Genomic DNA, 26,475 nt, shown 5'->3' with positions numbered 1-26,475 from the left:
GTCATGACGTCCGCACTGTTTATTCCAGAGTTGGGCCAGTTGGCGATGATCCTCGCCCTGTGCTTTGCCATCGTCCAGGCCGTGGTCCCGTTGCTGGGCGCCTGGCGCGGTGACCGTTTGTGGATGAGCCTGGCCCAGCCGGCCGCCTGGGGCCAGTTCGCCTTTTTGGTGTTCGCCTTCGGTTGCCTGACCTACGCCTTCATGACCGACGACTTTTCCGTCGCCTACGTCGCCAACAACTCCAACAGCGCCTTGCCCTGGTACTACAAGTTCAGTGCCGTGTGGGGCGCCCACGAAGGTTCGTTGCTGCTGTGGGCGTTGATCCTCGGCGGCTGGACCTTTGCCGTATCGATCTTCTCCCGCCAGTTGCCACAAGTCATGCTGGCCCGGGTGCTGGCGGTGATGGGCATGATCAGCATCGGCTTCCTGCTGTTTTTGATCATGACCTCCAACCCGTTCACCCGCATCCTGCCGCAGATCCCGGTTGATGGGCACGACCTCAACCCGCTGCTGCAAGACATCGGCCTGATCGTGCACCCGCCGATGCTCTACATGGGTTACGTCGGTTTCTCGGTGGCCTTCGCGTTTGCCATCGCCGCCCTGCTCGGCGGGCGTCTTGATGCAGCCTGGGCGCGCTGGTCGCGGCCCTGGACCATCGTCGCCTGGGCGTTCCTCGGCATCGGCATCACCTTGGGCTCATGGTGGGCCTACTACGAACTCGGTTGGGGCGGCTGGTGGTTCTGGGACCCGGTAGAAAACGCTTCCTTCATGCCATGGCTGGTGGGCACGGCGCTGATCCACTCGCTGGCGGTCACTGAAAAACGTGGCGTGTTCAAGAGCTGGACCGTGTTGCTGGCCATCGCCGCGTTTTCCCTGAGCCTGCTGGGTACCTTCCTGGTGCGTTCCGGTGTACTGACGTCGGTTCACGCGTTCGCCTCTGACCCTGCGCGTGGCGTGTTCATCCTGATCTTCCTGCTGTTCGTGGTCGGTGGCTCGCTGACGCTGTTCGCCCTGCGCGCGCCCGTGGTCAAGAGCCACGTCGGCTTCAACCTCTGGTCCCGGGAAACCCTGCTGCTGGGCAATAACCTGGTGCTGGTCGTAGCCGCTTCGATGATCCTGCTCGGCACTCTGTACCCGCTGGCTCTGGATGCCCTGAGCGGCGCCAAGCTGTCCGTCGGCCCACCATACTTCAACGCACTGTTCATTCCGTTAATGGCGCTGTTGATGGTGGTGATGGCGGTCGGCGTAGTGGTGCGCTGGAAAGACACCCCGGTGAAATGGCTGGTGGGCATGCTAGCTCCGGTACTGCTGGGCAGCGCCGCGCTGGCCGTGATCGCCGGTATTGCCTACGGCGACTTCAACTGGGCTGTGCTCGCCACCTTCATGCTCGCCGCCTGGGTATTGCTGGCCGGTGTACGCGACCTTATCGACAAGACCCGCCACAAAGGTTTGATCAAAGGTCTGCCGACCATGACCCGCAGCTACTGGGGCATGCAGGTCGCGCATATCGGCATCGCCGTGTGCGCCCTGGGCGTGGTGTTGTCCAGCCAGAACAGCGCCGAGCGCGACCTGCGTTTGGCGCCGGGCGAGTCCATGGACCTGGCCGGTTACCACTTCATTTTCGAAGGCGCCAAGCACTTCGAAGGCCCCAACTTCACCTCCGACAAAGGCACCGTGCGCGTCGTGCGCAACGGCAAGGAAGTGGCCGTGCTGCACCCGGAAAAACGCCTGTACACCGTGCAAAGCTCGATGATGACCGAAGCCGGGATCGACGCCGGTTTCACCCGCGACCTCTACGTTGCCCTGGGTGAACCGCTGGGTGATGGCGCCTGGGCCGTGCGGGTCCACGTCAAACCGTTTGTGCGCTGGATCTGGTTCGGCGGCCTGCTCACAGGCTTCGGTGGTTTGCTGGCAGCAACGGACCGACGCTACCGGGTCAAGGTCAAGAGCCGGGTGCGTGAAGCCCTCGGTCTGCAAGGAGCAGCGGTATGAAGCGTTGGTTGATGGTGTTACCGCTGGCAGCGTTTCTGGTGGTGGCGGTGTTCCTGTATCGCGGGCTTTACCTGGACCCGGCCGAGCTGCCGTCGGCGATGATCGGCAAGCAGTTCCCGGCGTTTTCCCTGCCGACCGTGCAGGGCGACAAAACCCTGACCCAAGCTGATTTGCTGGGCAAACCGGCACTGGTCAACGTGTGGGGCACCTGGTGCATTTCCTGCCGCGTCGAGCACCCGGTGCTGAACAAACTGGCGGAGCAGGGCGTGGTGATCTACGGCATCAACTACAAGGACGACAACGCTGCCGCCTTGAAGTGGCTGGCAGAGTTCCACAACCCGTACCAGTTGGATATCCGCGACGAAGACGGCAACCTCGGCCTGAACCTTGGCGTGTACGGCGCCCCGGAAACCTTCTTCATCGATGCCAAGGGCGTGATCCGCGACAAGTACGTGGGCGTGATCGACGAAGTGGTGTGGCGTGAGCAACTGGCCGCCAAGTACCAGGCGCTGGTGGATGAGGCCAAGCCATGAAGCGTTGGTTAGCCGCCGCTGTATTGGGCTTGAGCGTGGTTGGCGTGGCTCACGCGGCCATCGACACCTACGAATTTGCCAAGGACGGTGATCGCGAGCGCTTTCGCGAATTGACCAAGGAACTGCGCTGCCCCAAGTGCCAGAACCAGGACATCGCCGACTCCAACGCGCCGATTGCCGCCGACCTGCGCAAAGAGATCTTCCGCATGCTCGGCGAGGGCAAGGACAATCAGCAGATCATCGACTTCATGGTCGACCGCTACGGTGATTTCGTGCGCTACAAGCCTGCGCTCACCGGCAAGACCGCGCTGCTGTGGTTCGGCCCCGCTGGCCTGTTGCTCACAGGCTTGGTCGTCATGGCGGTGATTGTGCGCCGCCGTCGTGTCGCCCCGGCCGATGGCTCGGACTCGCTTTCTGTCGATGAGCGTCAACGCCTCGACCAACTGCTGGACAAAAAAACTGATGATTGATTTCTGGCTCGCAGCCGGTCTGCTGCTTCTGATTGCCTTGAGTTTCCTGCTGATCCCTGTTCTACGCGGCCGCCGTGCCCAGCGTGAAGAAGATCGCACTGCGCTGAACGTGGCGCTGTACCAGGAACGCGTGGCGGAACTGCAAACCCAGCAGTCCGAAGGCGTGCTGGATGCGGCGCAACTGGACAGCGGCCGCGCTGAAGCAGCGCGCGAGTTGTTGGCCGATACCGAAGGTGTGGAAAAACCTCGGGAATCGCGCCTCGGCAAACCGTTGCCCTTGCTCGCGGCGTTTCTGGTGCCGGTGCTGGGCGTGGCGCTGTACCTGCATTACGGGGCCAGCGACAAGGTCGAACTGACCCGCGAATTCTCCCAGCCGCCGGTGTCCATGGAAGACATGACCCGCCGTCTGGAGCGCGCCGCTGCCGCACAACCGGACTCGCCGGAAGGCTTGTACTTCCTCGGTCGCGCCTACATGGCCCAGGACCGTTCGGCCGATGCGGCCAAAGTCTTCGAGCGCACCGTGGCCTTGGCCGGTCGCCAGCCGGAGCTGCTCGGGCAATGGGCCCAGGCTCAGTACTTTGCCGACAATAAACAGTGGTCGCCCAAGGTCCAGGCCTTGACCGATGAAGCACTTAAGCTCGACCCGAAAGAAGTCACCAGCCTCGGCCTGCTGGGCATTGCGGCCTTTGAAGGGCAGCGTTACCAGGAAGCGATCGACTACTGGAAGCGCCTGCTGGCCCAACTGCCACCGGAAGACAACTCCCGTGCGGCGCTGCAAGGCGGGATTGACCGGGCCGCCGAGAAGCTCAAAGAGAGTGGCGGTACCGTGGCGCCGGTGAAGGCGCAAACCCAAATGCAGGTGCGCGTGGACCTGGCCGCCGATGTGAAGGCCAAGGCCTTGCCGACCGACAGCGTGTTCATCTTCGCCCGCGCCGTCAAAGGCCCGCCGGCGCCGTTGGCCGCCAAGCGCGTGACCGTGGCCGACCTGCCGATCACCGTCGAACTGGGCGATTCTGATGCGATGATGCCGCAGTTGAAACTGTCCAACTTTCCCGAAGTCCAACTGGTTGCGCGCATATCCCGGGCAGGTGTTCCAACCACTGGCGAGTGGATCGGCCGCAGCCAACCCCTGGCCAGCAGCATCACTGCGCTGCAGCAACTGACCATCGACAGTCCGGACAAATAACTCGAGGAAATGCCCATGACCGCCATCGCGCGTATCACCCTGCTCAGCCTGGTATTGGGGTTGAGTGCTTGTGCGGTCCATCGGCCTCCGTCGCCTACCGGGCCGACCATCCCGCCCACAGGGCCGTCGACGCAGCCGAGCACTCAGCCGAGCACCCAGCCTTCCGGCCCGGTGATCAAACCGTCGAAGCCGGTGCCGAGCTCCTCGGCCACGTTCGCACCGCCACCGGGCGCGGCGAGCCATTGGGACGGGAAGATGCAGGTGTACGTGCTGGATGAACAGCCAGACACGTTCTACCGCCAGCGCACCTACTACCGTTGGAGTAACGGCTGGAGCCGGTCCATCAGCCCGAACGGGCCTTGGGAAGAGACCGACATCCATGGTGTGCCGCCGGGGTTGAGCAAGCAGTACGCGCAATAAGAAAAGGCGACCTTCGGGTCGCCTTTTTCATGGCTGTTTTGAAATGCAGTCCACCCAACAACACAGATCTAATGTGGGAGCGGGCTTGCTCGCGAATGCAGAGGGCCAGTCAATACATCTGGTGACTGATCCACCGCTTTCGCGAGCAAGCCCGCTCCCACATTAGATTTATGTTGCCGGTTGGATTTCGGTTTCGATCAAGCCACCGGGCACTCCCGGTTCAGCGCCTCATCCACCAATAACTGCGCAATCTCAATCATCTGTACCACCGCGAGCACCTGCTTTCTGCCCGAACCATCAAGGTGTTCGGCGCAGTCGTACGCGCAGACAGTCGCTGATTCAAGCATCTCGCTGGCATTGCTCAAGGCAGCTTCGGTGCTGAGGCCGGGACGAAGGGTGAAGATTGTTTCGGGTTGGGTTTGTCGGGTGTCATCCGAGGTGGATGGTGGGGGATTGGGCGAGACTTTTTTCATACGGTTGCTCCTGGAGTAAGGGGAGCCGCCACAATCACTTCCACATGATGGGTGGCGACTGTACGCAGGTGTGGAAGACCGGACTCCAGGACCCCGGCGCACTCGAAAGTGCCCCGCGCACAGCCGCCATAACACATAAACAGCGGACATGAAAAAAGCGCCCGCTAAAGGCTATGGGCGCTTATACGCCTGGAGAGTTCGGGCTTCCACACCCGTTCGCTGATTTTGCAGCGACCCGCGAAGGTTAGCGGTGAGGTTGATCCGACGCAACCCGAAATCTGTGTAGGGCGGGTCCTAGTGAGCAGGCCGCATAAAAAGGGCGAGCCGTACACAGGTTGGTCGCCCGGAGAATGGAAACCCGGCAGGGCCAAGCCCTCCTGTGTAAAGCTCGGTCGGCATAATGGAGGAACGGCCCAATGACTAGCCGTAGGGAAAGTCCTGTTCAGCGTACGTCAGAGCCGAGCTTTTCTATGAGCTTAGTCAGTGCCGCCTGAAAGATCGGGTGCCATTCATTGGTAAGAACGCTGCTCAAGGGGTGCCAGAAGAACTGGAACTCGTGGCCGCCGTCGTCTTCTGCGAAATGGGTCCAGGCATCAGGAAGCTCTTCCGGAACCTGGCATTGGTGAAAGGCCCATATATGCCCCGTGATCTCTGAGTGCCAGGTACCCAGGTCGCGTATCACCTTGCCGGTTATCCCGGCTTCTTCGAGTAATTCCCTAATCGCCGCTGCCTCGGTGCTTTCGCCAGGTTCCACGCTGCCCTTGACCAATTGAAGGCCTGCCAGTGGGTGTTTGAAGGCGAGGATTTCCAGGGATTGGCGGTTTCGCAGAACTACCGGGCATGCCTTGCCTTTTCCCATCACGTTGCCCTCTTGCACATATTGGCGGCCAGCTATTGCACCACAGTCCGGCACATTTCCAATGCCGGGCGAAGACCTTGTGGCGAGGGAGCTTGCTCCCGTTGGACTGCGCAGCAGGCCCAAGTCAGCCCCTTCAGTACATCTGACAGACCGTGTCACCCAGGCTTGGGGCCGCTGCGCAGCCCAGCGGGAGCAAGCTCCCTCGCCACAAGTTAGGTATTCAGCGCTAGCTCCAACCTTTCATCAAACCTTCATCAAACGGTTTTACTGCGGACATGTGCAAGTCATAGGTCTGACACAGCCCACGCCTACTGTCGTTTGAACTCAAACGCAGCCACGGATGGTTGTTCAACCAGACAGAGAAGCCCATGACTCCAGCTATCCATGTCGATCATCTGAACAAGACCTTTGCGAAGAAATCCGCACTGGTCGACCTCGAACTCACCGTTGCCACCGGTGAGATGGTCGCGCTGATTGGCGCTTCCGGCTCCGGCAAGTCCACTTTGCTGCGCCACCTCGCGGGCCTGGCCTGTTGCGACAAGAGCAACGGCGGCAGCGTCAAGGTGCTGGGCCGGGAAGTACAGGCCAGCGGGCGGTTGAATGGCAAGGTGCGGCGCTTGCGCTCCGACATCGGCTACATCTTCCAACAGTTCAACCTGGTCAACCGCTTGAGCGTGCTCGACAACGTGCTGCTCGGTTGCCTGGGCCGCATGCCGCGCTGGCGCGGCAACCTCGGCTTGTTCAACGCCCAGGAAAAACAGTTCGCCATGGAGTCCCTGGCCCGCGTCGGCCTGGCGGACCTGGCCGCACAACGTGCCTCCACTTTGTCTGGTGGCCAGCAGCAACGCGTGGCGATCGCCCGGGCCCTGACCCAGCGCGCCGAAGTGATCCTGGCCGACGAACCCATCGCCTCCCTCGACCCGGAGTCGGCGCGCAAGGTCATGGAGATTCTCGCCGACATCAACGGCCGCGACGGCAAGACCGTGGTGGTCACCCTGCACCAGGTCGATTACGCGATGCGCTATTGCCCCCGAGCCGTGGCACTCAAGGGCGGGCGGATTCATTTCGACGGCCACGCAAGCGAGTTGAGCAGCCAGTTCCTCAATGATTTGTACGGTGCCGATGTCGACACCAGCCTGATGTTTTCCGACCAGACCCGCCCAACCTCCGTCACCCCTCGGCTGGCCCTGGCCCGTGCTTGAACCCCTCCAACGACCCACAGGAATCCTCTCCATGTTGAACCGTATCGGTCATGTGTTTCTGTCCGCCGTCCTGTTAGCCAGCGTGGCCATGGGCAATGCCCAGGCCGCCGACAAAGTGATCAATTTCGGCATCATGTCCACCGAGTCTTCGCAGAACCTCAAGAGCATCTGGCAGCCATTCCTGGATGACATGCACAAGAAGACCGGCCTCACCATCAACGCCACCTTCGCCTCCGACTACGCCGGCCTGATCCAGGGCATGCGCTTCAACAAGGTCGACGTGGCCTGGCTGGGCAACAAGGCTGCGATGGAAGCGGTGGACCGTTCCAACGGCGAAATCTTCGCCCAGACCGCCGCCGCCAACGGTGCCGCCGGTTACTGGAGTGTGCTGATCGTGCGCAAGGACAGCCCGATCAACAACGTCGATGACATGCTCAAAAACGCCAAGAGCCTGACCTTCGGCAACGGTGACCCTAACTCCACCTCGGGCTATCTGGTACCGGGCTACTACGTGTTCGCCAAGAACCACGTCGACGCCGCCACCGCCTTCAAGCGCACCCTCAACTCCAGCCATGAAGTCAACGCACTGAGCGTGGCCAAAGGGCAATTGGACGTCGCCACCTTCAACACCGAAAGCTGGGACCGCCTGGAAGTCACCCAGCCGGATAAGGCCGCCATGCTCAAGGTGATCTGGAAGTCGCCGCTGATCCCCGCCGACCCGATGGTGTGGAGCAAGGCCCTGAGCGACAGCGAGAAGACCAAGATTCGCGATTTCTTCGCCAACTACGGTGACACCGACGAAGAGAAGGCCGTGCTGAAGAACATGCAGTTGGGCAAGTTCCTCAAGTCCAGCGACGACCAACTGTTGCCGATCCGCCAGTTGGAGCTGTTCAAGCAGCGCACCACCATCAGCGCCGACGACAAGCTGGAAGCCGCCGACAAGACCAAGAAGCTCGCCGACATTGACGCCGACCTCGCCAAGCTGCAACAGCGCATCACCGAACTGGACAAAAAAACCGCCGTTAACGGCTAACGCCTGTGGGAGCGGGCTTGCTCGCGAATGCGGTGTGTCAGTCACCGAATCCAGCGGCTGATAAATCGCATTCGCGAGCAAGCCCGCTCCCACATGTTGATCGAGGATAACCATGACTACTTTGCACGCTGAAGCAGTGGGTAAAAGGACTTGGCCGCAATATCTGGGTTGGGGCCTGTTCCTGATCCTGCTGGCCTGGGCCTGGCACGGCGCCGAGATGAACCCGCTGGCGCTGTACCGCGATTCCGGAAACATGGCGACCTTCGCCGCCGACTTCTTCCCGCCGGACTTCCATGAATGGCGCTCCTACCTCAAGGAGATGATCGTCACCGTGCAAATCGCCCTGTGGGGCACGGTGCTGGCGATTGTCTGCTCGGTGCCGCTGGGCATTCTGTGCGCCGACAACATCACGCCGTGGTGGGTTCACCAGCCGCTGCGCCGGGTGATGGATGCCTTCCGTTCGATCAACGAAATGGTCTTCGCCATGTTGTTCGTCGTCGCCGTCGGCCTCGGTCCTTTTGCCGGTGTTCTGGCCTTGTGGATCAGCACCACCGGCGTGCTCGCCAAGCTGTTCGCCGAAGCCGTCGAAGCCATCGACCCAGGCCCCGTTGAAGGCGTAAGAGCCACCGGCGCGAGTGCCCTGCAAGAGGTGATTTACGGTGTGATCCCGCAAGTGATGCCGCTGTGGGTGTCCTACGCGCTCTACCGCTTCGAAGCCAACGTGCGCTCGGCCACGGTGGTGGGGATGGTCGGCGCTGGCGGTATCGGCGTGATCCTGTGGGAGAACATTCGCGCCTTCCAGTTCGTGCAGACCTGCGCGGTACTGCTGGTGATCATCGTGGTGGTGAGCTGTATCGACGTGCTGTCCCAACGCCTGCGCAAGCAGTTCATCTGACGACGGAGGGGTGCCCCTGGGCGCTTTTTTTTAAGCATGCAGTTGTCTAGACAAGATGAGCCGGTGTACCGCGAACTCGCGGACATCCTGCGCCGCGAATTGAGCAGCTACCAGGCCGGCGATTTCCTGCCGGGCGAGGTGCAGTTGGCCGAACGCTTCGGCGTCAACCGCCACACCCTGCGCCGCGCCATCGATGAGCTGGTGTTCGAAGGCAGCCTGTTGCGCCGCCAGGGCAAAGGCACGCAGGTGCTGGACCGCCCGCTGATTTACCCGATGGGCGCCGAGACCTCATACAGCCAGTCGTTGTCGGCCCAAGGCGTGGGTGTGGAAGCCGTACTGCTCAAGCGCCGCTACTGCTTTGCCAGCCGCGACGAGGCGCAGCAACTGGGCATCGCCGAGATGGCGCCAATGATCGAGCTGCAAACCCTGCGCAAGCTCGACCACCAGCCCGTCAGCCTGATCCGCCACCGCTACTGCGCCAGCCATGCGCCGCTGCTGGCGGACTACAACGGCGGCTCCCTGCGCCACTACCTGCGTGAACGCGACCTGCCGTTGACCCGCACCCAAAGCCTGATCGGCGCGCGGTTGCCCAACCGCGACGAAGCTGCGCTGCTGATGATGCCCCGGCACTTGCCGGCGCTCACCGTATTTACCCTTTCCCGCGATCGCGACGGCCGCCCGGTGGAGCTGGCGCAGTCCACCAGCCGTTCGGATCGCTTCCAGTACCAAGTGGTGACCTGATGGAGACCTTGATGAACCTGTCCCCGCGTCAACACTGGATCGGCGTGCTCGCCCGCGCCTTTCGCAGTGAATTGCTGCCCCATGAAGACGCCCTGCGTGACGTGGATTACCAACTGATCCGCGCCCCGGAAATCGGCATGACCCTGGTGCGTGGACGCATGGGCGGCAATGGCGCGCCGTTCAACGTCGGCGAAATGAGCGTGACCCGCTGCGTGGTGCGCCTGGCAGACGGCCGCACCGGCTACAGCTACCTGGCCGGGCGCGACAAGGTCCACGCCGAATTGGCCGCCCTGGCAGATGCGCATTTACAGGGCGCACACCCGAGCATTTGGCTCAGCGATTTGATCGGCTCACTGGCCAACGCCCAGGCCGAACGCCGGGCGCAAAAAGAGGCCGACACCGCCGCCACCAAGGTCGAGTTCTTCACCCTGGTTCGAGGAGAAAACTGATGAATGCCCAACATTTGCAACCGGCGTTTTTGGACCCGGTGCTGGACGCCCAGCGCGGTTTTCGCGGGGCCCTCAAGGCCCTCGCCGAGCCTGGCCTGATCCAGTCCTTGCCCGCCGCCCCCAGCCTTGAAGGCCTGGCGCCGGCCACCTATGCGCTGTGCCTGGCGCTGCTGGATATGGACACGCCGCTGTGGCTGGCGCCGTGCTTCGACACACCGCTGATTCGCGCCAATCTGGCCTTCCATTGCGGCTGCCCGCTGACCACTCACCGGGAAGAGGCCGCGTTCGCCTTGCTCGGTGAGGAGGACCTGCTGGACCTCAGCGGCTTTGACCACGGCAACGACCGCTACCCCGATCAGTCCTGCACCTTGCTGGTCCAGTTGACCGACCTGGAAGCCGGTCGCGGCTTGAACTGGCGTGGTCCGGGGATCAAGACCCAGCGTCAGGTCAATGTGCCGGTACCTCAAGCGTTCTGGCTGGAACGCCAACGCCGCGAGACGTTCCCCCGTGGCCTGGACGTGTTGTTCGCCGCCGGCCATCACCTGATCGGCCTGCCACGCAGTACCCGAATCGCAGAGGAGCGTGCCTGATGTACGTAGCCGTCAAGGGTGGCGAACAGGCCATCGACAATGCCCACCGCCTGCTGGCGAAAAAACGCCGGGGCGATACTTCCATTCCAGAACTCGGCGTGGAGCAGATCCGCGAGCAACTGCCGCTGGCGGTCGCCCGGGTGATGAGCGAAGGCTCGCTGTATGACACGGAGCTTGCCGCGCTGGCGATCAAGCAGGCGGCGGGGGACTTGGTGGAAGCGATCTTTCTGCTGCGGGCTTACCGCACCACGTTGCCACGCTTCAGCCCGAGCCTGCCGATCGATACCGCGCAGATGCTGTTGAGCCGGCGTTTGTCGGCCACCTTCAAGGACGTACCCGGCGGCCAACTGCTGGGCCCGACCTTCGACTACACCCATCGCCTATTGGACTTCGCACTGCTGGCCGAAGGTGAATACCCGGGCCCGCACACCACGCCGGATGCGACCCTGGAAGCATGCCCGAGAGTCCTGGGTTTGCTGGCCAAAGAAGGCCTGATCAAGAACGAATCCGACGACACCGGCAGCGTCGCCGACATCACCCGCGACCCGCTGGAATACCCGGCCAACCGCGCCCAGCGCCTGCAAGCCCTGGCCCGTGGCGATGAAGGTTTCCTGCTGGCGCTGGGTTACTCGACCCAACGCGGTTACGGCCGCAACCACCCGTTCGCCGGCGAGATTCGCATCGGCGATGTCGAGGTGTGGATCGACCCGCAAGAGCTGGGTTTCCCGATTTGCCTGGGCAGCATCGAAGTCACCGAGTGCGAAATGGTCAACCAGTTCGTTGGCTCGGCCACTGAGCTGGCGCAGTTCACACGGGGCTACGGTTTGGCTTTTGGACATGCCGAGCGCAAGGCCATGGGCATGGCCCTGGTAGACCGCTCGCTGCGCGCCAACGAGTTCAACGAAGAGATCGTCTCGCCGGCCCAGCAGGAAGAATTCGTGCTGTCTCACTGCGACAACGTCGAGGCGGCGGGCTTTGTTTCCCACCTCAAATTGCCTCACTACGTGGACTTCCAGTCCGAGCTGGAACTGATCCGCAAACTGCGCCAACCGGCCAAGGGCACCCGCCATGAATGACCTGACTCAAACGCCTGCGCGTGACCCGGCTTACAACTTCGCCTACCTGGATGAGCAAACCAAACGCATGATCCGCCGCGCCTTGCTCAAGGCCGTGGCGATCCCCGGTTACCAGGTGCCTTTCGGTGGCCGCGAGATGCCTTTGCCTTACGGTTGGGGCACCGGTGGTATGCAACTGACCGCCGCGATTCTGGGGGCCGACGACGTGCTCAAAGTTATCGACCAGGGCGCCGACGACACCACCAACGCCGTGTCGATCCGCCGGTTTTTCGCACGCACTGCGGGCGTCGCCACCACCGAAAGCACCCCGGACGCCACGGTGATCCAGACCCGCCACCGCATCCCGGAAACCCCATTGCAGGCCGACCAGATTATGGTTTACCAGGTGCCGATCCCCGAGCCGCTGCGCTTTATCGAGCCGTCGGAAACCGAGACCCGCACCATGCACGCCCTCAATGATTACGGGGTGATGCACGTAAAACTCTACGAAGACATCGCCACCTTCGGCCATATCGCCACCAGCTACGCCTACCCGGTGATGGTGGATGAGCGCTACGTGATGGACCCCTCGCCGATCCCGAAATTCGACAACCCGAAACTCGACATGAGCCCGGCGCTGATGCTGTTCGGTGCCGGTCGCGAAAAGCGCCTGTACGCGGTGCCGCCGTACACCCAGGTCACCAGCCTGGACTTTGAAGACCACCCGTTCGAAGTGCAGAAGTGGGAACACAACTGCGCCATCTGCGGCAGCCATGAATCGTTCCTCGATGAGCTGATTCTGGACGATGCCGGCACCCAGAGTTTTGTGTGTTCCGACACCTGGTACTGCGCCCAACGGGTGAAGGAGAACAACCAGTGAGCCAGCCTCTTTTGCAAGTGCGTGATCTGTCGTTGTTATACGGAGAGGAGAAGGGCTGCCAAGATGTCAGCTTTGATCTGTACCCCGGCGAAGTGCTGGGGATTGTCGGCGAGTCGGGCTCGGGTAAGTCCACCTTGCTCTCGTTGCTCAGTGGGCGCTTGCCGCCGCACGCCGGGAACATCGGCTATCGCGGCAAGGACGGCAAATGGCTGGATCTGTACAGCGCCAGCGAAGCCGAGCGTCGCACCTTGCTGCGCACCGAATGGGGCTTTGTCGAGCAAAACCCACGTGACGGTTTGCGCATGGGCGTCTCTGCCGGCGCCAACATCGGCGAGCGTTTGATGGCCCAGGGCGTGCGCAATTACCAGCAACTGCGCGGCGCCGGTCTCGACTGGCTGGGCCAGGTAGAAATCGACCCGCAGCGCATCGACGACTTGCCCCGCACCTTCTCCGGTGGCATGCAACAGCGCCTGCAAATCGCCCGCAACCTCGTCTCCAGCCCGCGCCTTGTGTTTATGGACGAACCCACCGGCGGCCTGGATGTGTCGGTGCAAGCACGCTTGCTCGACCTGTTGCGTGGCCTGGTGCGCGAGCTGGACCTGGCGGTGGTGATCGTGACCCACGACCTCGCTGTGGCGCGCTTGCTGGCCGACCGCCTGATGGTGATGCGCCGTTCGCGGGTGGTGGAAGCCGGGCTGACGGACCAGATCCTCGACGATCCACAGCACCCTTACTCTCAACTGTTGGTGTCTTCGGTATTGCAGCCATGATGAATGCCTTGATCGAGGTCCGTGACCTCTCGAAAACCTTCACCTTGCACCAGCAGAACGGCGTGGTGCTGAACGTGCTGCGCGGGGTGGAATTCAGTGTGAAAGGCGGCGAATGCCTGGTGCTGCACGGCCAGTCGGGCGCGGGTAAAAGTACGCTGCTGCGTACCCTGTACGGCAACTATCTACCGGCGGGCGGCAGCATCCGTGTGCAGCATGCCGGTGAGTGGCTGGAACTGGTCGGCGCCGAGCCGCGCGAGATTCTGCAGGTGCGCCAACAGACCTTGGGCTACGTCAGCCAGTTTCTACGGGTGATCCCCCGTGTGGCCTGCCTGGATGTGGTGATGGAGCCAGCCCTGGCCCGTGGCTGGTCGAAGGCCAATGCACAGTCACGCGCCGAGCATCTGCTGACGCGCCTGAACATCCCTCAACGCCTGTGGCAGTTGGCGCCCGGCACCTTCTCCGGTGGCGAGCAACAGCGGGTCAACATCGCCCGCGGCTTCATGGTGGCCTGGCCGGTGATGCTGCTGGACGAACCCACCGCGTCCCTCGACGACAGCAACCGCCAGGTGGTGCTGGAACTGATGAACGAAGCCAAGGCCGCCGGCGCTGCACTGATCGGCATCTTCCACGACCGCGCCGCCCGTGAAGCCGTCGCCGACCGCCATTTAGACATGACTCCCACGCCTGTTGCTCAAGAGGAATACGCACATGCCCGCTGAACAGATCCTCAGTAATGCGCAGCTAGTGACGGCTGACCGGATGTTCCTTGGCAGCGTGGTGCTGCGTGACGGGCTGATCGTCGACATCGCCGAAGGCCGCAGCCAGTTGCCTCAGGCCCAGGACCTGGGCGGTGATTTCCTGCTGCCCGGCCTGGTGGAATTGCACACCGACAACCTGGAAAAACACATGACCCCGCGCCCCGGCGTGGACTGGCCGTCGACCTCGGCGGTGCTCAGCCACGACGCGCAGATCATCGCGGCCGGCATCACCACGGTGTTCGATGCGGTGTCTATCGGTGATGTGAATCCCAAGGGCAACCGCATGAAAAAACTGCCGGCGATGCTCGACGCCATTGCCTCGGCCGAAGCCGCCGGCCTGACCCGCGCCGAACATCACCTGCACCTGCGCTGCGAGCTGTGCCATCCCGACACCCTGAGCGTGTTCCGCGACCTGGTGGAAAACCCGCTGGTGCGCCTGGTCTCGGTGATGGACCATTCGCCGGGCCAGCGCCAGTTCGTGCTCGAATCCAAGTACCGTGAGTACTACATGGGCAAGTACCACTTGAACGACGAGACCATGGACGCGTTCGTTGTGCTGCAAATGGCCAACTCGAGGGAATACAGCGACCGTTACCGTGCGGCTATCGTCGAGCATTGCCTGGAACGCGGGCTGTCGGTGGCCAGTCATGATGATGCAACCCTGGCTCACGTCGAGGAGTCGGCGCGCTACGGCATGACCATCGCCGAATTCCCGACCACCCTGGAAGCGGCGCGCGGCTGCCAGGCACTGAACATGAAAGTGCTGATGGGCGCGCCGAACGTGGTGCGTGGTGGGTCTCACTCGGGTAACGTGGCCGCCGCTGGCCTGGCTGCCGAGGGATTGCTGGATATACTTTCCAGTGACTACTACCCGGCCAGCCTGCTGCAGGCGGCGTTCGTGCTGGCCGATCAACAAGACGGCGGCGACCTTTCGCGGGCGGTCAAGATGATCAGCCTGGCGCCCGCACAAGCGGCGGGCCTGAGCGATCGCGGCGAAATCGCCGTGGGCCTGCGGGCCGACCTGGTGCAAGCCAAAAAAAGCCACGACGGACTGCCAGTGGTCCAACAAGTCTGGCGACAAGCGAAGAGGGTGTTTTGATGGCGGGCAGGTTGATCTATCTCATCGGACCATCGGGTTCGGGCAAGGACAGCCTGCTGGATGCCGCACGACCGCGTTTGGCCGAGCGCAGCTGCCGCATTGTGCGGCGGGTGATCACCCGCTCGGCAGAAGCGGTGGGCGAAGCGGCGCAGGGTGTGAGCCCTGCGCAGTTTGCCGCGATGGAGGCCGAGGGCGCGTTTGCCCTCAGCTGGCACGCCAACGGGTTGTCCTATGGCATCCCCCGGGAAATCGATGAGTGGCTGGCGGCGGGGCACGACGTGCTGGTCAACGGCTCTCGCGGCCATCTGGCGCAAACCCGGCTGCGTTACCCGAACCTGCTGGTGGTGTTGCTGACCGTGGACCAAGGCGTGTTGCGCCAGCGCTTGCTGGCACGGGGGCGCGAATCCCTGGCGGACATTGACCAGCGGCTGGCGCGCAATGCGCGGTTCGCTGAAGGGTTGAGCACTGCACCAAACGTCTTCCTGCTCGACAACTCCGGCCAACTGGAGCACACGGTTGAGCGTTTGCTGGGCTGTCTCGACGGGCAATCCGCATGCGCCTGACCTTGCTCGGCACCGGCGATGCACGGCAAGTTCCGGTGTATGGCTGCGAGTGCGCCGCCTGTGGTTTGGCCCGCAGTGACGAGAGCCTGCGCCGCCGCCCGTGCAGCGCGTTGATCGAGTGCGGCGACCAGCGCTGGTTGATCGACAGCGGCTTGCCCGACCTCACTGAACGTTTCCCGCCGCGCAGTTTCAACGGGATTTTCCAGACGCACTACCATGCCGATCATGCGCAAGGCTTGTTGCACTTGCGCTGGGGCCAGGGGCTGGTGATTCCGGTGCATGGGCCGGTGGATCCGGAAGGTTTGTCGGACCTGTACAAGCACCCCGGCATCCTCGATTTCAGCCAGCCGTTTGGCGAGTTCGAAACCCGACGGTTTGGTGAACTGAGCGTCACCGCATTACCGCTGGTGCATTCCAAACCCACCCTTGGGTATCTGCTGGAAGCTGAAGGGCGGCGCATCGCCTACCTCACCGACACCGTCGGCCTGCCACCGGCCACCAGCGCCTGGCTGCAACGCGAGCCGCTGGATGTGCTGGTGCTCGACTGCTCCATGCCGCCGCAACCGCAGGCACCGCGCAATCACAACGACCTGACGCTGGCGTTGCAGTGCATTGAGGAGGTGAAGGCGCAGTTGGGTGTGCTGACCCACGTGGGGCATACGCTGGATGCCTGGTTGTTACAGCATCGGCGCGAGTTGCCGCGCAATGTCACTGTTGGCTGGGATGGGCGGGTGCTGTAGTCGAACGCTCCAGTCTATAAATTTTTAGCAACTTTATATTTGTTTTCTAGATATCTGGTTCCTGGTGTTTCAATATTAATCGGAAATAATATTGGGTCTTGTGTGATGTTTTTTCATATGGGATTTTAGTTCGGCGGTGGAATAGGAATTGCCCGTGCCGATAAGCCTTTTTATGGGCTGATATTATATTTCGAAAGGATATTGTTGTATGAAAGTTACCGCTTCCCTTGCTGGTTCTCAAATTGAAATTTCTGCCGTAAAGCCTTCTTTCACAACGGATGAGGCGGCCGCGCAACTTGTACGGGGTGGCTTTCGCCATTACGACCGTAATGGTGATGGTAAGATTGATTTGTCCTTTACAATGGATGAACGATTTTCTGCGCAACAGAAAGTGTCCGTCCGCATGGCCTTGCAAGCATGGTCGGACGTGACCAATATCAACTTCAAAGAGAATGCCAGCGGTGTGGATGGTTCAATAAGTATCCTTGCTAATCCCGAGGGTAATGGTGGAGTGGCGGGTCTTCCTAATAAGTATTACGGCGATTTAACAGCGACAATCGGAATCAAGAACGCCTCCGACGCTCCACGTCCGGGAGATAATTTTTCAATAACAGCGATTCATGAGTTGGGGCATGCACTGGGGCTTGAACATCCGGCAGACTATGGAAAAAGTGTACCTGACTATGAAAGTACAGCCTATGTGCAGGATACTAAAGCTAATAGTGTCATGAGTTACTGGTCTGAAACCAAACAGGCCGGTCACAACTTTAAATGGCGCCAGCCTTCAGCGCCGATGAAGGATGATATTGCGGCCATGCAGAAACTCTACGGTGCCAATCTCGACACGCGTAATACGGATACCACTTATGGCTTCAACTCCAATACGGATCGTGAACACTTGAGTCTCAACTCGCCAGGCGATGTGCCGGTATTCACCGTTTGGGATGGGGGCGGCAATGACACGTTGGACTTTTCGGGCTTTCGCCAGAACCAGTTGATCAACCTCAACGCTGAAGCGTTCTCCGATGTGGGTGGGCTGCGGGGGAACGTCGCCATCGCCAAGGGTGTTGGCGTGGAAAACGGCATCGGCGGGGCCGGTGACGATGTCATGATTGGCAATCAGATGGGCAACAGGATCAAGGGCGGTGTCGGCGCGGATAAATTGACGGGAGGCGGCGGCGAAGACGTTTTTGTCTACGACGAGATCGATGAGTCCACCCTCAAGTGGCCGGATGAAATCCTTGATTTCACCAGTGGCACCGACAAGATTGACCTCTCGGGCGTGCTCAAAAAGTCCAACCTTAATAATCTGGATGCCGTAGAGCGTTTTACCGGCCGGCCGGGGGAGATAATCCTCAGTCACAACCCTGCAACCGGCCAGGGTAGTCTCAGCCTTGACCTTACGGGTAACGGCATCGCCGATGTGTTCATCAAAAGCCGCGGGGTTGTTCGGCGTGGCGACCTATTAACGGGTGGGCGCTCCAATCCAGCAGTGAGCAAACCGGAAACAGGGTTGGAGCCGCAACCCGAGTCCAAACCAAAGCCAAAACCAGACAACGCCAACACCGTCTACGGTTTCAACTCCAACACCGGGAATCCGGCCATGAGCCTGGTGCCCGGGAGCGGTGCCCCAAGGTTTACGGTAAGAGACAGCCACGGTTATGACACGCTGGATTTTTCCGGGTTTAAACACGACCAAAGAATCGACCTGCGTGCCGGAGCGGCATCCAGCGTGGGGGGGCCTGCGTAACAATGTCGTGATAGACAAAAACACCACCGTGGAAAGAGGTGTAGGTGGCTCCGGTAATGACCTGATGATTGGCAACGGTGCCAACAACGACATCATCGGCGGCGCAGGCGGCGACACGCTTTGGGGCGTGAGTGGCGCGAATACGTTCAGCTACAAGGCGGCCAGTGACTCACACTATGACAATCCAGACTTGATCATGGACTTTGTGAGTGGCAGAGACCGGATAGACCTGCGCGCGTTGAAGGCCGAGGCCAACGTACCTTTGCGACTGGTAGATACCTATACCGGCCGTATTGGCGATACGGTGGTGAAATACAACCAGCAGAGTGGTCGATACTTCGTGGGGGTTGACCTCACTGGAAATCGCCGCACGGACTTCCTCGTTAAAAGCACGCGCCTGATAAAACCTTCAGATGTGGTCGGTTTGCTGGTCCAGTAAAAAGGCGGGGGGCAAGACCCGGCGCGCTCTACGCGCTTGCTTCAATCCCGAATCGGCAAGCCAGCTCCTTGCGGCCCTTGGGTGTGAGCCCAAGGGCACGGCTATCAAGGTCCTGGGTGACCCATTTGCGGCTGATGACGCTTTGCAGGAAAGCCGCCCCCAACGCACCGGCCAGATGCGGGCGGCGCATGCTCCAGTCCAGGCACGAGCAGGCGAAACGACGCCGCTGGACGCGAAGCGCTTGCACATCAACACCCAATTCGGTCATCGCTTTTTCGCCGGCTTGCGTGAGCTGATAGGTGCCGTCGCCAATCAGCCATCCAGCCTCGATGAAATGGTCATGCAGGCGCACGGCCAACGTCCCGGCCATGTGGTCGTAGCAGGTCCGTGCGAACTGCAACCGATTGGGCGTGGTTGCGACGAACGCCGTTGTGGTGTTTTTGCTGATCACCATCAGCGCTTCAATCACCTGGGCGACGTGAGGGCCGGCGAGGCTGTAATACCGATGCCGGCCCTGAGTGTGCAGCTTGACCAGTCCGTCCTCCTTGAGCCTCGCCAAATGGGCGCTGGCGGTGGAGGCGCTGACCTCGGCGATGACCGCCATTTCGGTGCTGGTGCGCGCATGGCCGTCCATCAGTGCGCAGAGCATTTTGGTGCGGGCGGGCTCCGCAATCGCGCCGGCGACCTGGGAGAGGGCGGAGTCATCGTTGTGGGCATTCATATTTCGTTCCTGAACGAATCGTTGCCGTGGGCGGTGGCTGATAGTAGCGGTTCTTTAGGCACAGGACGTACTGAATGACACCGCTGGAAGCCGCTACACACAACGACCCCTACGATTATTACGCAGGCTTGAGGCTCGAAGGCGAACTGCTGTTCGATGAAGGTCTCGGGTTATGGATAGCCAGCAGCGCCAGGACGGTCGAGGCCGTTCTGGCGCATCCCGATTGCCGGGTTCGGCCGCTGCACGAGCCGGTGCCTGCGGCTATTGTGTGTGGCGCGGCGGGGCAGGTGTTTGCGTCGTTGATGCGCATGAATGAGGGCGCAGGCCATCGGTGCCCCAGGGCGATCATCGAGCCGGCGCTGGCCTCGGTGAGCCTCGCGGATGTTGTGGCGCAGATCGTCGACCCCGTCGATAACCTGAATCAGTTCATGTTCACCTTACCCGTGTCCGTGATCGCGTCTTTGCTGGGTGTTCCACAGAAACGTTTGCAGGAAGTCGCCGGGATGACACGGGACTTTGTCGCCTGCCTTTCGCCCCTGAGCAGCGAGGCTCAGTTGCGTGATGCCGATGCCGGTGCGATCCGGCTACGGCAGATGTTCAGCGCTCAGTTGGAGGAAACGGAGCTGCTGATGCATATCCGCCGCAACTACGACACCAGCCAGTGGCAAGACCCTGAAGCGCTGATCGCCAATCTGATCGGACTGCTCTCACAGACCTGCGAAGCCAGCGCAGGGCTGATCGGTAACACGCTGGTCACGCTGCATCGACGGCCTGAGCTGCTTGAAGAGATTCGATGCGCGCCCCCTCTCGCCGTCGCGTTGGTGGAGGAGGTGGCCCGCTACGATTCGCCGGTGCAAAACACCCGACGATTTGTGGCCGCGCGCTGCGTGATTGGCAGCCGGGTTTTGGAGGCGGGGGATACTGTCCTGTTGCTGCTGGCGTCTGCCAATCGGGACCCCGATGCAAACCCGAACCCCGATAGCTTCTTGCTTGAACGAGCGCAACGTCGAACCTTCAGTTTTGGCTCCGGGCAACATCAGTGCCCCGGCCAGCGCCTTGCCTTGAACATTGCCGCGCACGCCATCCGGCATCTGCTGAGTCTTCAGCCTGCGATGCTGTCTCGTGCTTGTCCGTTCAGTTATTGGCCGTCGCTTAACGGTCGAATTCCTCGATTCCAAACATCCGGTAAAACAGCCGTCAGTCAGCCCAGCGAATTCTGTGCTTGAGTAAAGGTAACTCTAGAGTTACTTTTATTTATGCCGGAGCAAGGAGGCTGTGGTGCAAAGCAGGCTATTGATCAAAGAGCTGCAAGAGGCAGGGTGGGTGCTGGATCGGGTGACGGGCAGCCATCACATTTTCACCCACCGCTATAACCCGTACACGATACCGGTGCCCCATCCCAAGAAGGATCTGCCCCAGGGCACCGTACGAAGTATCCGGAAACGTGCCGGGCTGTTTTCGTTTTAGGACGGTTTAAGGAGATTTTCCATGCAATACCCAATCTGTATCGAATGGGGCGATGACTTTGTCGCCACCGGTATTCAGATCCCCGATATTCCTGGTGCGGTCACCGCCGGGGACAGCTTTGAAGAGGCATATAACGCCGCCGTTGAGGTCGCGCACATCATGCTGCAAGAGATTGCGGCAGAAGGCCGGGTGATTCCGATGCCAACGTCGGTGGCCGCCCACCACGATAATGAGGAATACGCCGGGATGGGTTGGGGGATGTTGGAGCTCGATATCTCGCCGTATCTGGGCAAGACCGAGAAGGTCAATGTGACCTTGCCCGGCTATGTGATCCAGCGCATCGATCGTTATGTGCGTGAACACAAAGTGAAAAGCCGCTCGTCATTTCTGGCCGATGCGGCTTTGGAGAAGTTGGTGCGGTTGTAACTAGGCGGTCGCTACCGCTACTTGCCGCGATGCACTCAAGAACCGCAACAACGCCACCAGCGGGAATGCGCTGCCCACCAGCATCACTCCCAGCCAGCCGCCGTGCTCGTACACGCTGCTGGCAATCGCCGAGCCGAAGGCGCCGCCGATGAAGATGCTGGTCATGTACAGCGCGTTCAGGCGGCTGCGGCTATTGGCGTCGAGAGCGTAGATGGCGCGTTGGCCGAGGACCATGTTCATCTGCACGCAGAAGTCCAGGACCACACCCGTCACCGCCAGGCCAATCACGCTGTACAGCGGGTGCACGAAGGCCGGCAGGAAGCTCAGCGCAGCAAACAACATTGCCAGCAGTGAGGCGCGGTGGGTGTGGCCGGCATCCGCCAGGCGCCCGGCAATGGGCGCGGCGATGGCGCCAAGGGCACCGACCAGGGCAAACAGGGCGATCTGGCTTTGGGTCAGGCCATGGTTGCGGGACAACTCCAGCGGGGCGGCGGTCCAGAACAGGCTGAAGGTGGCGAACATGCAACCCTGGTAAAACGCCCGCTGGCGCAACAGCGGCTGGCGGCGCAGCAAAGTGCCCAGCGAGCCGAGCAACTGGCCATAGCTGGCGGCGTGATCCGGTTGGCGTTTGGGGATGGTCAGCATCAGTACCACGCTGATAAACGCCATCAGTGCTGCAGCGGCCATGAACATTGCGCGCCAGCCGAAGTGGTCAGCCACTACGCTGGACACAGGCCGGGCCAGCAGGATACCCAGCAGCAAACCACCCATGATGCTGCCGACCACGCGGCCACGGGATTCTGCCGGCGCCAGGTGCGCCGCCAGCGGAATCAGGATTTGTACCGACACCGAGCTGAAGCCGATCAGCAGCGACACCAGCAGGAACAGGTTCGGCTGTTCGGTGAACGCGGCACCCAGCAGGCTGGCGATGGCCACCACGGTGGTGATGATCATCAGCCGGCGGTTTTCCAGCAGGTCGCCCAGCGGCACCAGGAAAAACAGGCCCAGGGCGTAGCCGATCTGGGTCAGGGACACGATCAGGCTGGCCATGGCCGGGGTGAGGCCGATGTCCGGGGCGATCAGTTCGATGATCGGTTGCGCGTAGTAGATGTTGGCGACGATGGCGCCGCAACAGAACGCAAACAGCATCACCATGCCTCGGGTCATGGTGCTTGTAGCGTGGGGCGTGGCGTTCATGGCGTTCTCATAAAAACGAAGGGAAGAGGCGAGCGAGAATAATGATTGGGCCTGGGCGGGAGTAGGCCGTTTACGGTGATAACACTCATGCCGGGAATTAATGACTGAAACGTTAACTTTCGGGCAGAAGGTCGATGATACATTCAGTCACAACTGCATAAACAGGAAAACGACTGCCATGAAGATGACATTCAACAAGGTGCTCTTGGCCTCAAGCCTGGCCGCGCTGATGACCGCGGGCATCGCCCAGGCCCAGGATGCCCCGCGCGTGGGTGTGCGGGGTGCGATTACCGCGATGGACGGCGACGCGATGCACGTCAAGGTCAACAGCGGTGAAGACGTTACCGTGCACCTGACCAAAGACACGTTGGTTCGCGCCGTCACCCTGGCCAAGATTGAAGACATCAAGCCTGGCAGTTACATCGGTTCGGCGGCCATGCCGAATGCGGATGGTTCGCTGACCGCCCTGGAAGTGCATGTGTTCCCACCGGCCATGGCCGGTACAGGCGACGGGCATCGTGCGTTCGACCTGAAGGAAGGCAGCAGCATGACCAATGGCACCGTGGGTGACCTGGTGGTGAGTAATGGCCGGACGTTGACGGTGAAGTACAAGGGTGGCGAGCAGAAGATCGTGGTGCCGGAGGATGTACCGATCGTCAACCTGGAACCGGGTGATCGCAGCTTGCTGAAACCGGGGGTAAAAGTGGTGATGTTTGCGGCGAAGGGCGCGGATGGGAGCATCACGGCCCAGGCGATTTCTGCCGGCAAGGATGGCGTCACACCGCCGATGTAACAGCTGAACACTGAAACAAATGTGGGAGCGAGCAAGCCCGCTCCCACATTTTTGACCGGGTTTATTCAGTCAGATTTGTTTACTGCCCGCTGTAGATCTGGTCAAAAACCCCACCATCATTGAAGTGGGTCTTCTGCACGGTGCGCCAGTCACCAAAGGTCTTCTCTACCGACAGGAAGTCGACTTTCGGGAAACGGTCGGTGTACTTGGCCAGCACTTTCGGGTCACGTGGACGCAGGTAGTTGTTGGCAGCAATTTCCTGGCCTTCTGGCGACCACAGGTACTTCAGGTATTCCTCGGCAGCCACGCGGGTGCCTTTCTTCTCGACCACTTTGTCGACCACAGACACCGGTGGCTCCGCTTCAGCGGAAACGCTTGGGTAGATCACTTCGAACTGATCACGGCCGAATTCACGGGCGATCATTTCGGCTTCGTTTTCAAACGTCACCAGCACGTCGCCGATCTGGTTGGTCATGAACGTGGTGGTAGCCGCACGGCCACCGGTGTCCAGCACCGGCGCGTGTTTGAACAGGTCGCCGACAAACTTCTTGGCCTTGTTCTCGTCGCCGCCGTTTTTCAGCACATAGCCCCAGGCCGACAGGTAGGTGTAGCGGCCGTTACCCGAGGTTTTCGGGTTCGGCACGATGACCTGCACGCCATCCTTGAGCAAATCCGGCCAGTCTTTCAGGGCTTTCGGGTTGCCCTTGCGCACGATGAACACAGTGGCCGAGGTGAACGGCGCGCTGTTGTTCGGCAGGCGGGTGACCCAGTTGTCCGGCACCAGTTTGCCGTTGTCTGCCAGGGCGTTGATGTCGGTGGCCATGTTCATGGTGATCACGTCAGCCGGCAGGCCGTCGATCACCGAGCGTGCTTGTTTGCTCGAACCGCCGAACGACATCTGCAGGGTCAGCTTGTCGTCTGGATGTTCGGCGGCCCAGTGCTTCTGGAAGGCTGCGTTGTAGTCTTTGTAGAAGTCGCGCATCACGTCGTACGAGACGTTGAGCAGAGTGACCGGGGCGGCCTGGACGACGCCAGCCAGTGCGAGGCCGGCGGCCAGGAGAGAGGCGCTAACGAGTTTTTTCACTGCTCATTCCTTGTTGTTCGAGAAGGTTTTGAAATACATAAGGGCAATATGCCAGCGACTATAACGGGGGGCGGATAGTCGCTTAAAGATTAAAAAGAACTTTGCTTATTCCACTTTCTTGAAAAGCCCATTGCCGCACCGCGAGCAAAACGCCGCATTGGGCTCATGGCTGTTTTTCTTGCACACCGGGCAATCCGTTTGCAGCTGTTCGCCGCGCATGGCGTTGGCCAGTTCGGCGGTGAAGATCCCGGTGGGCACCGCGATGATCGAGTAACCGGTGATCATCACCAGCGACGAAATCACCTGGCCCAGCGGGGTCTTCGGCACGATATCGCCAAAGCCCACGGTGGTCAGGGTCACGATCGCCCAATAAATGCCCTTGGGAATGCTGGTAAAGCCATGTTCCGGGCCTTCGATCACGTACATCAAGGTGCCGAACACCGTGACCAGGGTGCAGACGCTGAGCAAGAACACCACGATCTTCTGCTTGCTGCCCCGCAGCGCCGACATCAGGTAGTTGGCTTGCTTAAGATACGGGCCGAGCTTGAGCACTCGGAAGATCCGCAGCATCCGGATGATCCGGATGATCAGCAGGTACTGCGCGTCGCTGTAATACAGCGCCAGGATCCCGGGCACGATCGCCAGCAAATCCACCAGCCCATAAAAGCTGAAGGCATAGCGCAACGGCTTGGGCGAGCAATACAGCCGCAGGCCGTACTCGATCGCGAAGATGATGGTGAAGCCCCACTCGATATAGGCCAGCACGCCCGCGTAGTTGTCGTGCACCGCCTGGATACTGTCGAGGATCACGATCACAAGGCTCGCGAGGATGATCAGCAGCAGGGTGCTGTCGAAGCGTCGGCCGGCCGGGGTGTCGCTTTGAAAAACCATGACGTAGAGACGTTCACGCCAGTGCTTGTTTCTGTCCATGGAAGTCGCCTGAATCGAAGATCAGCGAAGCCTAGGGGGATTCGAACGGGCTGTCCATGCGGGCTTTGTGCACCACCCGGTGACTGGCGCGCACCAGCCAGACGGCGAGGATAAACGGTGCGGTCAGCGCGGGCAGGTTCAGGCCGGTGAAGCCCGGTGTGAGGATGATCGCCAGGAGGATGCCGATCAGCGGCAGCCAGGGTTGGCGGCGATTCTGGCTGAGGGCCAGGGCGGCCAGTGCCGGGTTATAGCTGTGCAGGCCGAGCAGGGCGCTGGCGGGTTCGTCCATACACAGGGCGATCAGCATACCGAGGCTGGCGCCGGCCAGTGCCCACAATGCGGCGCGGCGGCTGGCAAGCAGCAGGCCGAGGGCGATCAACAAGCCGGCCAGGGGTTGGTTCAGCAGGATGACTTGGGCGAGGCCTTTAAACGGCGCGCAGAGTAGCGCCCAGGTGCCGGGTTCGCTGGCGGCGAAGGCGACGGGCGAGGGGGTGCCGAGCAGCAGCCAGCCGAGCACGACAAACGGTGCGGTGTAGGCGGGCAGGTCATCGGGGTTGGCGGCGCGTTTGAGCCACTGGCGGGTGAGGATCGCGCTGAGGCCGCCGCACGCAAGGATCAACGGCGGTAACAGTGCAGACCAGGTGAAGTGCTGGCTGATCAGCAAACCGAGCAGCACGCCGTTGTAGCTATAAAGACCGGCCTGGCGCTCGGGCTTGGGATAGCCGCGGCGTTGGGCGGTGAGCAAACCGGCGACACCGCCCAGCAGTGCACCGCCGAGCAGGGCCGGGGCGCCGACAAGGATCGCCATCAGGCACAGCAAGCCACACAGCGGGTGGCGCTGGAGGAAAATCTGGCTGAAGCCGTTGAGCAGGGCTTCGGCCCAGTCGGGGCAGGGTGTGTTGTGCATGAGCAATAATCTGCAGGAAGGAGCCGAATCTTGTGGCGAGGGAGCTTGCTCCC

Annotated in this window: 31 protein-coding genes; 24 read left to right on the top strand and 7 right to left on the bottom strand. The window is 61.3% G+C overall.

Annotation, left to right across the window (positions count from 1 at the left end; translation table 11 throughout):
• Positions 1-3 precede the first annotated feature (3 nt).
• From CEC48_RS17775 to CEC48_RS17755, 5 genes are read left to right on the top strand one after another with little or no spacing between them, the layout of a single operon-like run.
• Entirely contained in the window at positions 4-1,992 is a 1,989-nt protein-coding gene (locus CEC48_RS17775; protein WP_088424923.1) for a heme lyase CcmF/NrfE family subunit, read from the top strand.
• Positions 1,989-2,525: a DsbE family thiol:disulfide interchange protein gene (locus CEC48_RS17770; RefSeq protein WP_017477483.1), complete on the top strand. Its 537-nt coding sequence runs from the start codon at positions 1,989-1,991 to the stop codon at positions 2,523-2,525. The genes CEC48_RS17775 and CEC48_RS17770 overlap by 4 nt, the downstream gene beginning before the upstream one ends.
• Positions 2,522-2,995: a cytochrome c-type biogenesis protein gene (locus CEC48_RS17765; protein WP_088424922.1), complete on the top strand. Its 474-nt coding sequence runs from the start codon at positions 2,522-2,524 to the stop codon at positions 2,993-2,995. The genes CEC48_RS17770 and CEC48_RS17765 overlap by 4 nt, the downstream gene beginning before the upstream one ends.
• Positions 2,988-4,181 carry a c-type cytochrome biogenesis protein CcmI gene (gene ccmI, locus CEC48_RS17760; protein WP_088424921.1) on the top strand — a complete coding sequence of 398 codons (1,194 nt, stop codon included), beginning with the start codon at positions 2,988-2,990 and terminating at the stop codon, positions 4,179-4,181. The genes CEC48_RS17765 and ccmI overlap by 8 nt, the downstream gene beginning before the upstream one ends.
• Before the next feature lie 15 nt (positions 4,182-4,196).
• The gene (locus CEC48_RS17755) at positions 4,197-4,601 is read left to right on the top strand and encodes a hypothetical protein (RefSeq protein ID WP_088424920.1); all 405 of its coding nucleotides are present in this window, start codon (positions 4,197-4,199) and stop codon (positions 4,599-4,601) included.
• Positions 4,602-4,798: 197 nt separating this feature from the next.
• Here the strand turns inward: CEC48_RS17755 and CEC48_RS17750 are convergent, their stop codons facing one another.
• Together CEC48_RS17750 and CEC48_RS17745 are read right to left on the bottom strand one after the other, a co-directional pair.
• A complete protein-coding gene (locus CEC48_RS17750) occupies positions 4,799-5,074 on the bottom strand; it encodes a DUF6124 family protein (RefSeq protein ID WP_088424919.1) in 276 nt (91 codons plus the stop codon).
• A 442-nt stretch (positions 5,075-5,516) separates the two neighbouring features.
• Positions 5,517-5,933, bottom strand: coding sequence for an NUDIX domain-containing protein (locus CEC48_RS17745; protein ID WP_088424918.1), 417 nt, complete (start codon positions 5,931-5,933; stop codon positions 5,517-5,519).
• Positions 5,934-6,301: 368 nt separating this feature from the next.
• Between CEC48_RS17745 and phnC the strand changes: the two genes are divergently transcribed.
• From phnC to CEC48_RS17670, 15 genes are all read left to right on the top strand, one after another.
• Positions 6,302-7,135, top strand: coding sequence for a phosphonate ABC transporter ATP-binding protein (gene phnC, locus CEC48_RS17740; RefSeq protein ID WP_088424917.1), 834 nt, complete (start codon positions 6,302-6,304; stop codon positions 7,133-7,135).
• 31 nt (positions 7,136-7,166) lie between these two features.
• Positions 7,167-8,168, top strand: a complete 1,002-nt coding sequence (gene phnD / locus CEC48_RS17735) for a phosphonate ABC transporter substrate-binding protein (protein ID WP_088424916.1) — start codon at positions 7,167-7,169, stop codon at positions 8,166-8,168.
• A 112-nt stretch (positions 8,169-8,280) separates the two neighbouring features.
• Positions 8,281-9,063, top strand: a complete 783-nt coding sequence (phnE, locus tag CEC48_RS17730) for a phosphonate ABC transporter, permease protein PhnE (RefSeq protein ID WP_088424915.1) — start codon at positions 8,281-8,283, stop codon at positions 9,061-9,063.
• A gap of 36 nt (positions 9,064-9,099) precedes the next feature.
• Positions 9,100-9,804, top strand: coding sequence for a phosphonate metabolism transcriptional regulator PhnF (phnF, locus tag CEC48_RS17725; RefSeq protein WP_176438732.1), 705 nt, complete (start codon positions 9,100-9,102; stop codon positions 9,802-9,804).
• An 11-nt stretch (positions 9,805-9,815) separates the two neighbouring features.
• Positions 9,816-10,253: a phosphonate C-P lyase system protein PhnG gene (gene phnG, locus CEC48_RS17720; RefSeq protein ID WP_088424913.1), complete on the top strand. Its 438-nt coding sequence runs from the start codon at positions 9,816-9,818 to the stop codon at positions 10,251-10,253.
• The gene (gene phnH, locus CEC48_RS17715; RefSeq protein WP_088424912.1) at positions 10,253-10,843 is read left to right on the top strand and encodes a phosphonate C-P lyase system protein PhnH; all 591 of its coding nucleotides are present in this window, start codon (positions 10,253-10,255) and stop codon (positions 10,841-10,843) included. Before phnG ends, phnH begins: the two co-directional genes overlap by 1 nt.
• Complete coding sequence (locus tag CEC48_RS17710; RefSeq protein ID WP_088424911.1) at positions 10,843-11,919, top strand: carbon-phosphorus lyase complex subunit PhnI; 1,077 nt, start codon at positions 10,843-10,845, stop codon at positions 11,917-11,919. The genes phnH and CEC48_RS17710 overlap by 1 nt, the downstream gene beginning before the upstream one ends.
• Complete coding sequence (locus CEC48_RS17705; RefSeq protein ID WP_010166177.1) at positions 11,912-12,778, top strand: alpha-D-ribose 1-methylphosphonate 5-phosphate C-P-lyase PhnJ; 867 nt, start codon at positions 11,912-11,914, stop codon at positions 12,776-12,778. The genes CEC48_RS17710 and CEC48_RS17705 overlap by 8 nt, the downstream gene beginning before the upstream one ends.
• On the top strand, positions 12,739-13,548 hold the full coding sequence (gene phnK / locus CEC48_RS17700) for a phosphonate C-P lyase system protein PhnK (RefSeq protein ID WP_088424949.1): 810 nt from the start codon (positions 12,739-12,741) through the stop codon (positions 13,546-13,548). Before CEC48_RS17705 ends, phnK begins: the two co-directional genes overlap by 40 nt.
• Positions 13,548-14,267, top strand: a complete 720-nt coding sequence (gene phnL / locus CEC48_RS17695; RefSeq protein WP_088424910.1) for a phosphonate C-P lyase system protein PhnL — start codon at positions 13,548-13,550, stop codon at positions 14,265-14,267. The genes phnK and phnL overlap by 1 nt, the downstream gene beginning before the upstream one ends.
• Entirely contained in the window at positions 14,257-15,405 is a 1,149-nt protein-coding gene (locus CEC48_RS17690; protein WP_088424909.1) for an alpha-D-ribose 1-methylphosphonate 5-triphosphate diphosphatase, read from the top strand. The genes phnL and CEC48_RS17690 overlap by 11 nt, the downstream gene beginning before the upstream one ends.
• On the top strand, positions 15,405-15,968 hold the full coding sequence (phnN, locus tag CEC48_RS17685; protein WP_088424908.1) for a phosphonate metabolism protein/1,5-bisphosphokinase (PRPP-forming) PhnN: 564 nt from the start codon (positions 15,405-15,407) through the stop codon (positions 15,966-15,968). Before CEC48_RS17690 ends, phnN begins: the two co-directional genes overlap by 1 nt.
• The gene (gene phnP / locus CEC48_RS17680) at positions 15,959-16,708 is read left to right on the top strand and encodes a phosphonate metabolism protein PhnP (protein ID WP_088424907.1); all 750 of its coding nucleotides are present in this window, start codon (positions 15,959-15,961) and stop codon (positions 16,706-16,708) included. The genes phnN and phnP overlap by 10 nt, the downstream gene beginning before the upstream one ends.
• Positions 16,709-16,916: 208 nt before the next feature.
• Entirely contained in the window at positions 16,917-18,458 is a 1,542-nt protein-coding gene (locus CEC48_RS17675) for a M10 family metallopeptidase C-terminal domain-containing protein (RefSeq protein WP_088424906.1), read from the top strand.
• Positions 18,370-18,897 (top strand): M10 family metallopeptidase C-terminal domain-containing protein, encoded by a 528-nt coding sequence (locus CEC48_RS17670; RefSeq protein WP_088424905.1) that lies wholly within the window; start codon positions 18,370-18,372, stop codon positions 18,895-18,897. The genes CEC48_RS17675 and CEC48_RS17670 overlap by 89 nt, the downstream gene beginning before the upstream one ends.
• A gap of 28 nt (positions 18,898-18,925) precedes the next feature.
• On the opposite strand, the gene CEC48_RS17665 is transcribed toward CEC48_RS17670, so the two are convergent.
• The gene (locus CEC48_RS17665; protein ID WP_088424904.1) at positions 18,926-19,618 is read right to left on the bottom strand and encodes a helix-turn-helix transcriptional regulator; all 693 of its coding nucleotides are present in this window, start codon (positions 19,616-19,618) and stop codon (positions 18,926-18,928) included.
• Positions 19,619-19,692: 74 nt separating this feature from the next.
• Here CEC48_RS17665 and CEC48_RS17660 point away from each other — a divergent pair, with 74 nt between their 5' ends.
• The 3 genes from CEC48_RS17660 to CEC48_RS17650 are packed head-to-tail and all read left to right on the top strand — an operon-like array spanning position 19,693 to position 21,511.
• Complete coding sequence (locus tag CEC48_RS17660) at positions 19,693-20,844, top strand: cytochrome P450 (RefSeq protein WP_088424903.1); 1,152 nt, start codon at positions 19,693-19,695, stop codon at positions 20,842-20,844.
• A 52-nt stretch (positions 20,845-20,896) separates the two neighbouring features.
• A complete protein-coding gene (locus tag CEC48_RS17655) occupies positions 20,897-21,085 on the top strand; it encodes a type II toxin-antitoxin system HicA family toxin (RefSeq protein WP_003210604.1) in 189 nt (62 codons plus the stop codon).
• Positions 21,086-21,106: 21 nt separating this feature from the next.
• The gene (locus CEC48_RS17650; protein ID WP_010166194.1) at positions 21,107-21,511 is read left to right on the top strand and encodes a type II toxin-antitoxin system HicB family antitoxin; all 405 of its coding nucleotides are present in this window, start codon (positions 21,107-21,109) and stop codon (positions 21,509-21,511) included.
• Here the strand turns inward: CEC48_RS17650 and CEC48_RS17645 are convergent, their stop codons facing one another.
• Positions 21,512-22,708: an MFS transporter gene (locus tag CEC48_RS17645; protein WP_088424902.1), complete on the bottom strand. Its 1,197-nt coding sequence runs from the start codon at positions 22,706-22,708 to the stop codon at positions 21,512-21,514.
• Positions 22,709-22,886: 178 nt separating this feature from the next.
• Between CEC48_RS17645 and CEC48_RS17640 the strand changes: the two genes are divergently transcribed.
• Entirely contained in the window at positions 22,887-23,501 is a 615-nt protein-coding gene (locus CEC48_RS17640; protein WP_088424901.1) for a DUF5666 domain-containing protein, read from the top strand.
• A gap of 79 nt (positions 23,502-23,580) precedes the next feature.
• Here CEC48_RS17640 and CEC48_RS17635 read toward each other — a convergent pair whose 3' ends face one another.
• The 3 genes from CEC48_RS17635 to CEC48_RS17625 form a co-directional block, all read right to left on the bottom strand.
• Positions 23,581-24,585 (bottom strand): sulfate ABC transporter substrate-binding protein, encoded by a 1,005-nt coding sequence (locus CEC48_RS17635; protein ID WP_088424900.1) that lies wholly within the window; start codon positions 24,583-24,585, stop codon positions 23,581-23,583.
• 105 nt (positions 24,586-24,690) lie between these two features.
• The gene (locus CEC48_RS17630; protein ID WP_088424899.1) at positions 24,691-25,515 is read right to left on the bottom strand and encodes an ion transporter; all 825 of its coding nucleotides are present in this window, start codon (positions 25,513-25,515) and stop codon (positions 24,691-24,693) included.
• Between the two features lie 31 nt (positions 25,516-25,546).
• Positions 25,547-26,422, bottom strand: coding sequence for an urea transporter (locus CEC48_RS17625; protein ID WP_088424898.1), 876 nt, complete (start codon positions 26,420-26,422; stop codon positions 25,547-25,549).
• Positions 26,423-26,475 lie beyond the last annotated feature (53 nt).

Source organism: Pseudomonas sp. K2I15, assembly GCF_002204795.1.
Classification (GTDB): domain Bacteria; phylum Pseudomonadota; class Gammaproteobacteria; order Pseudomonadales; family Pseudomonadaceae; genus Aquipseudomonas.
This window is presented reverse-complemented; position numbering and strand designations above follow the sequence as displayed.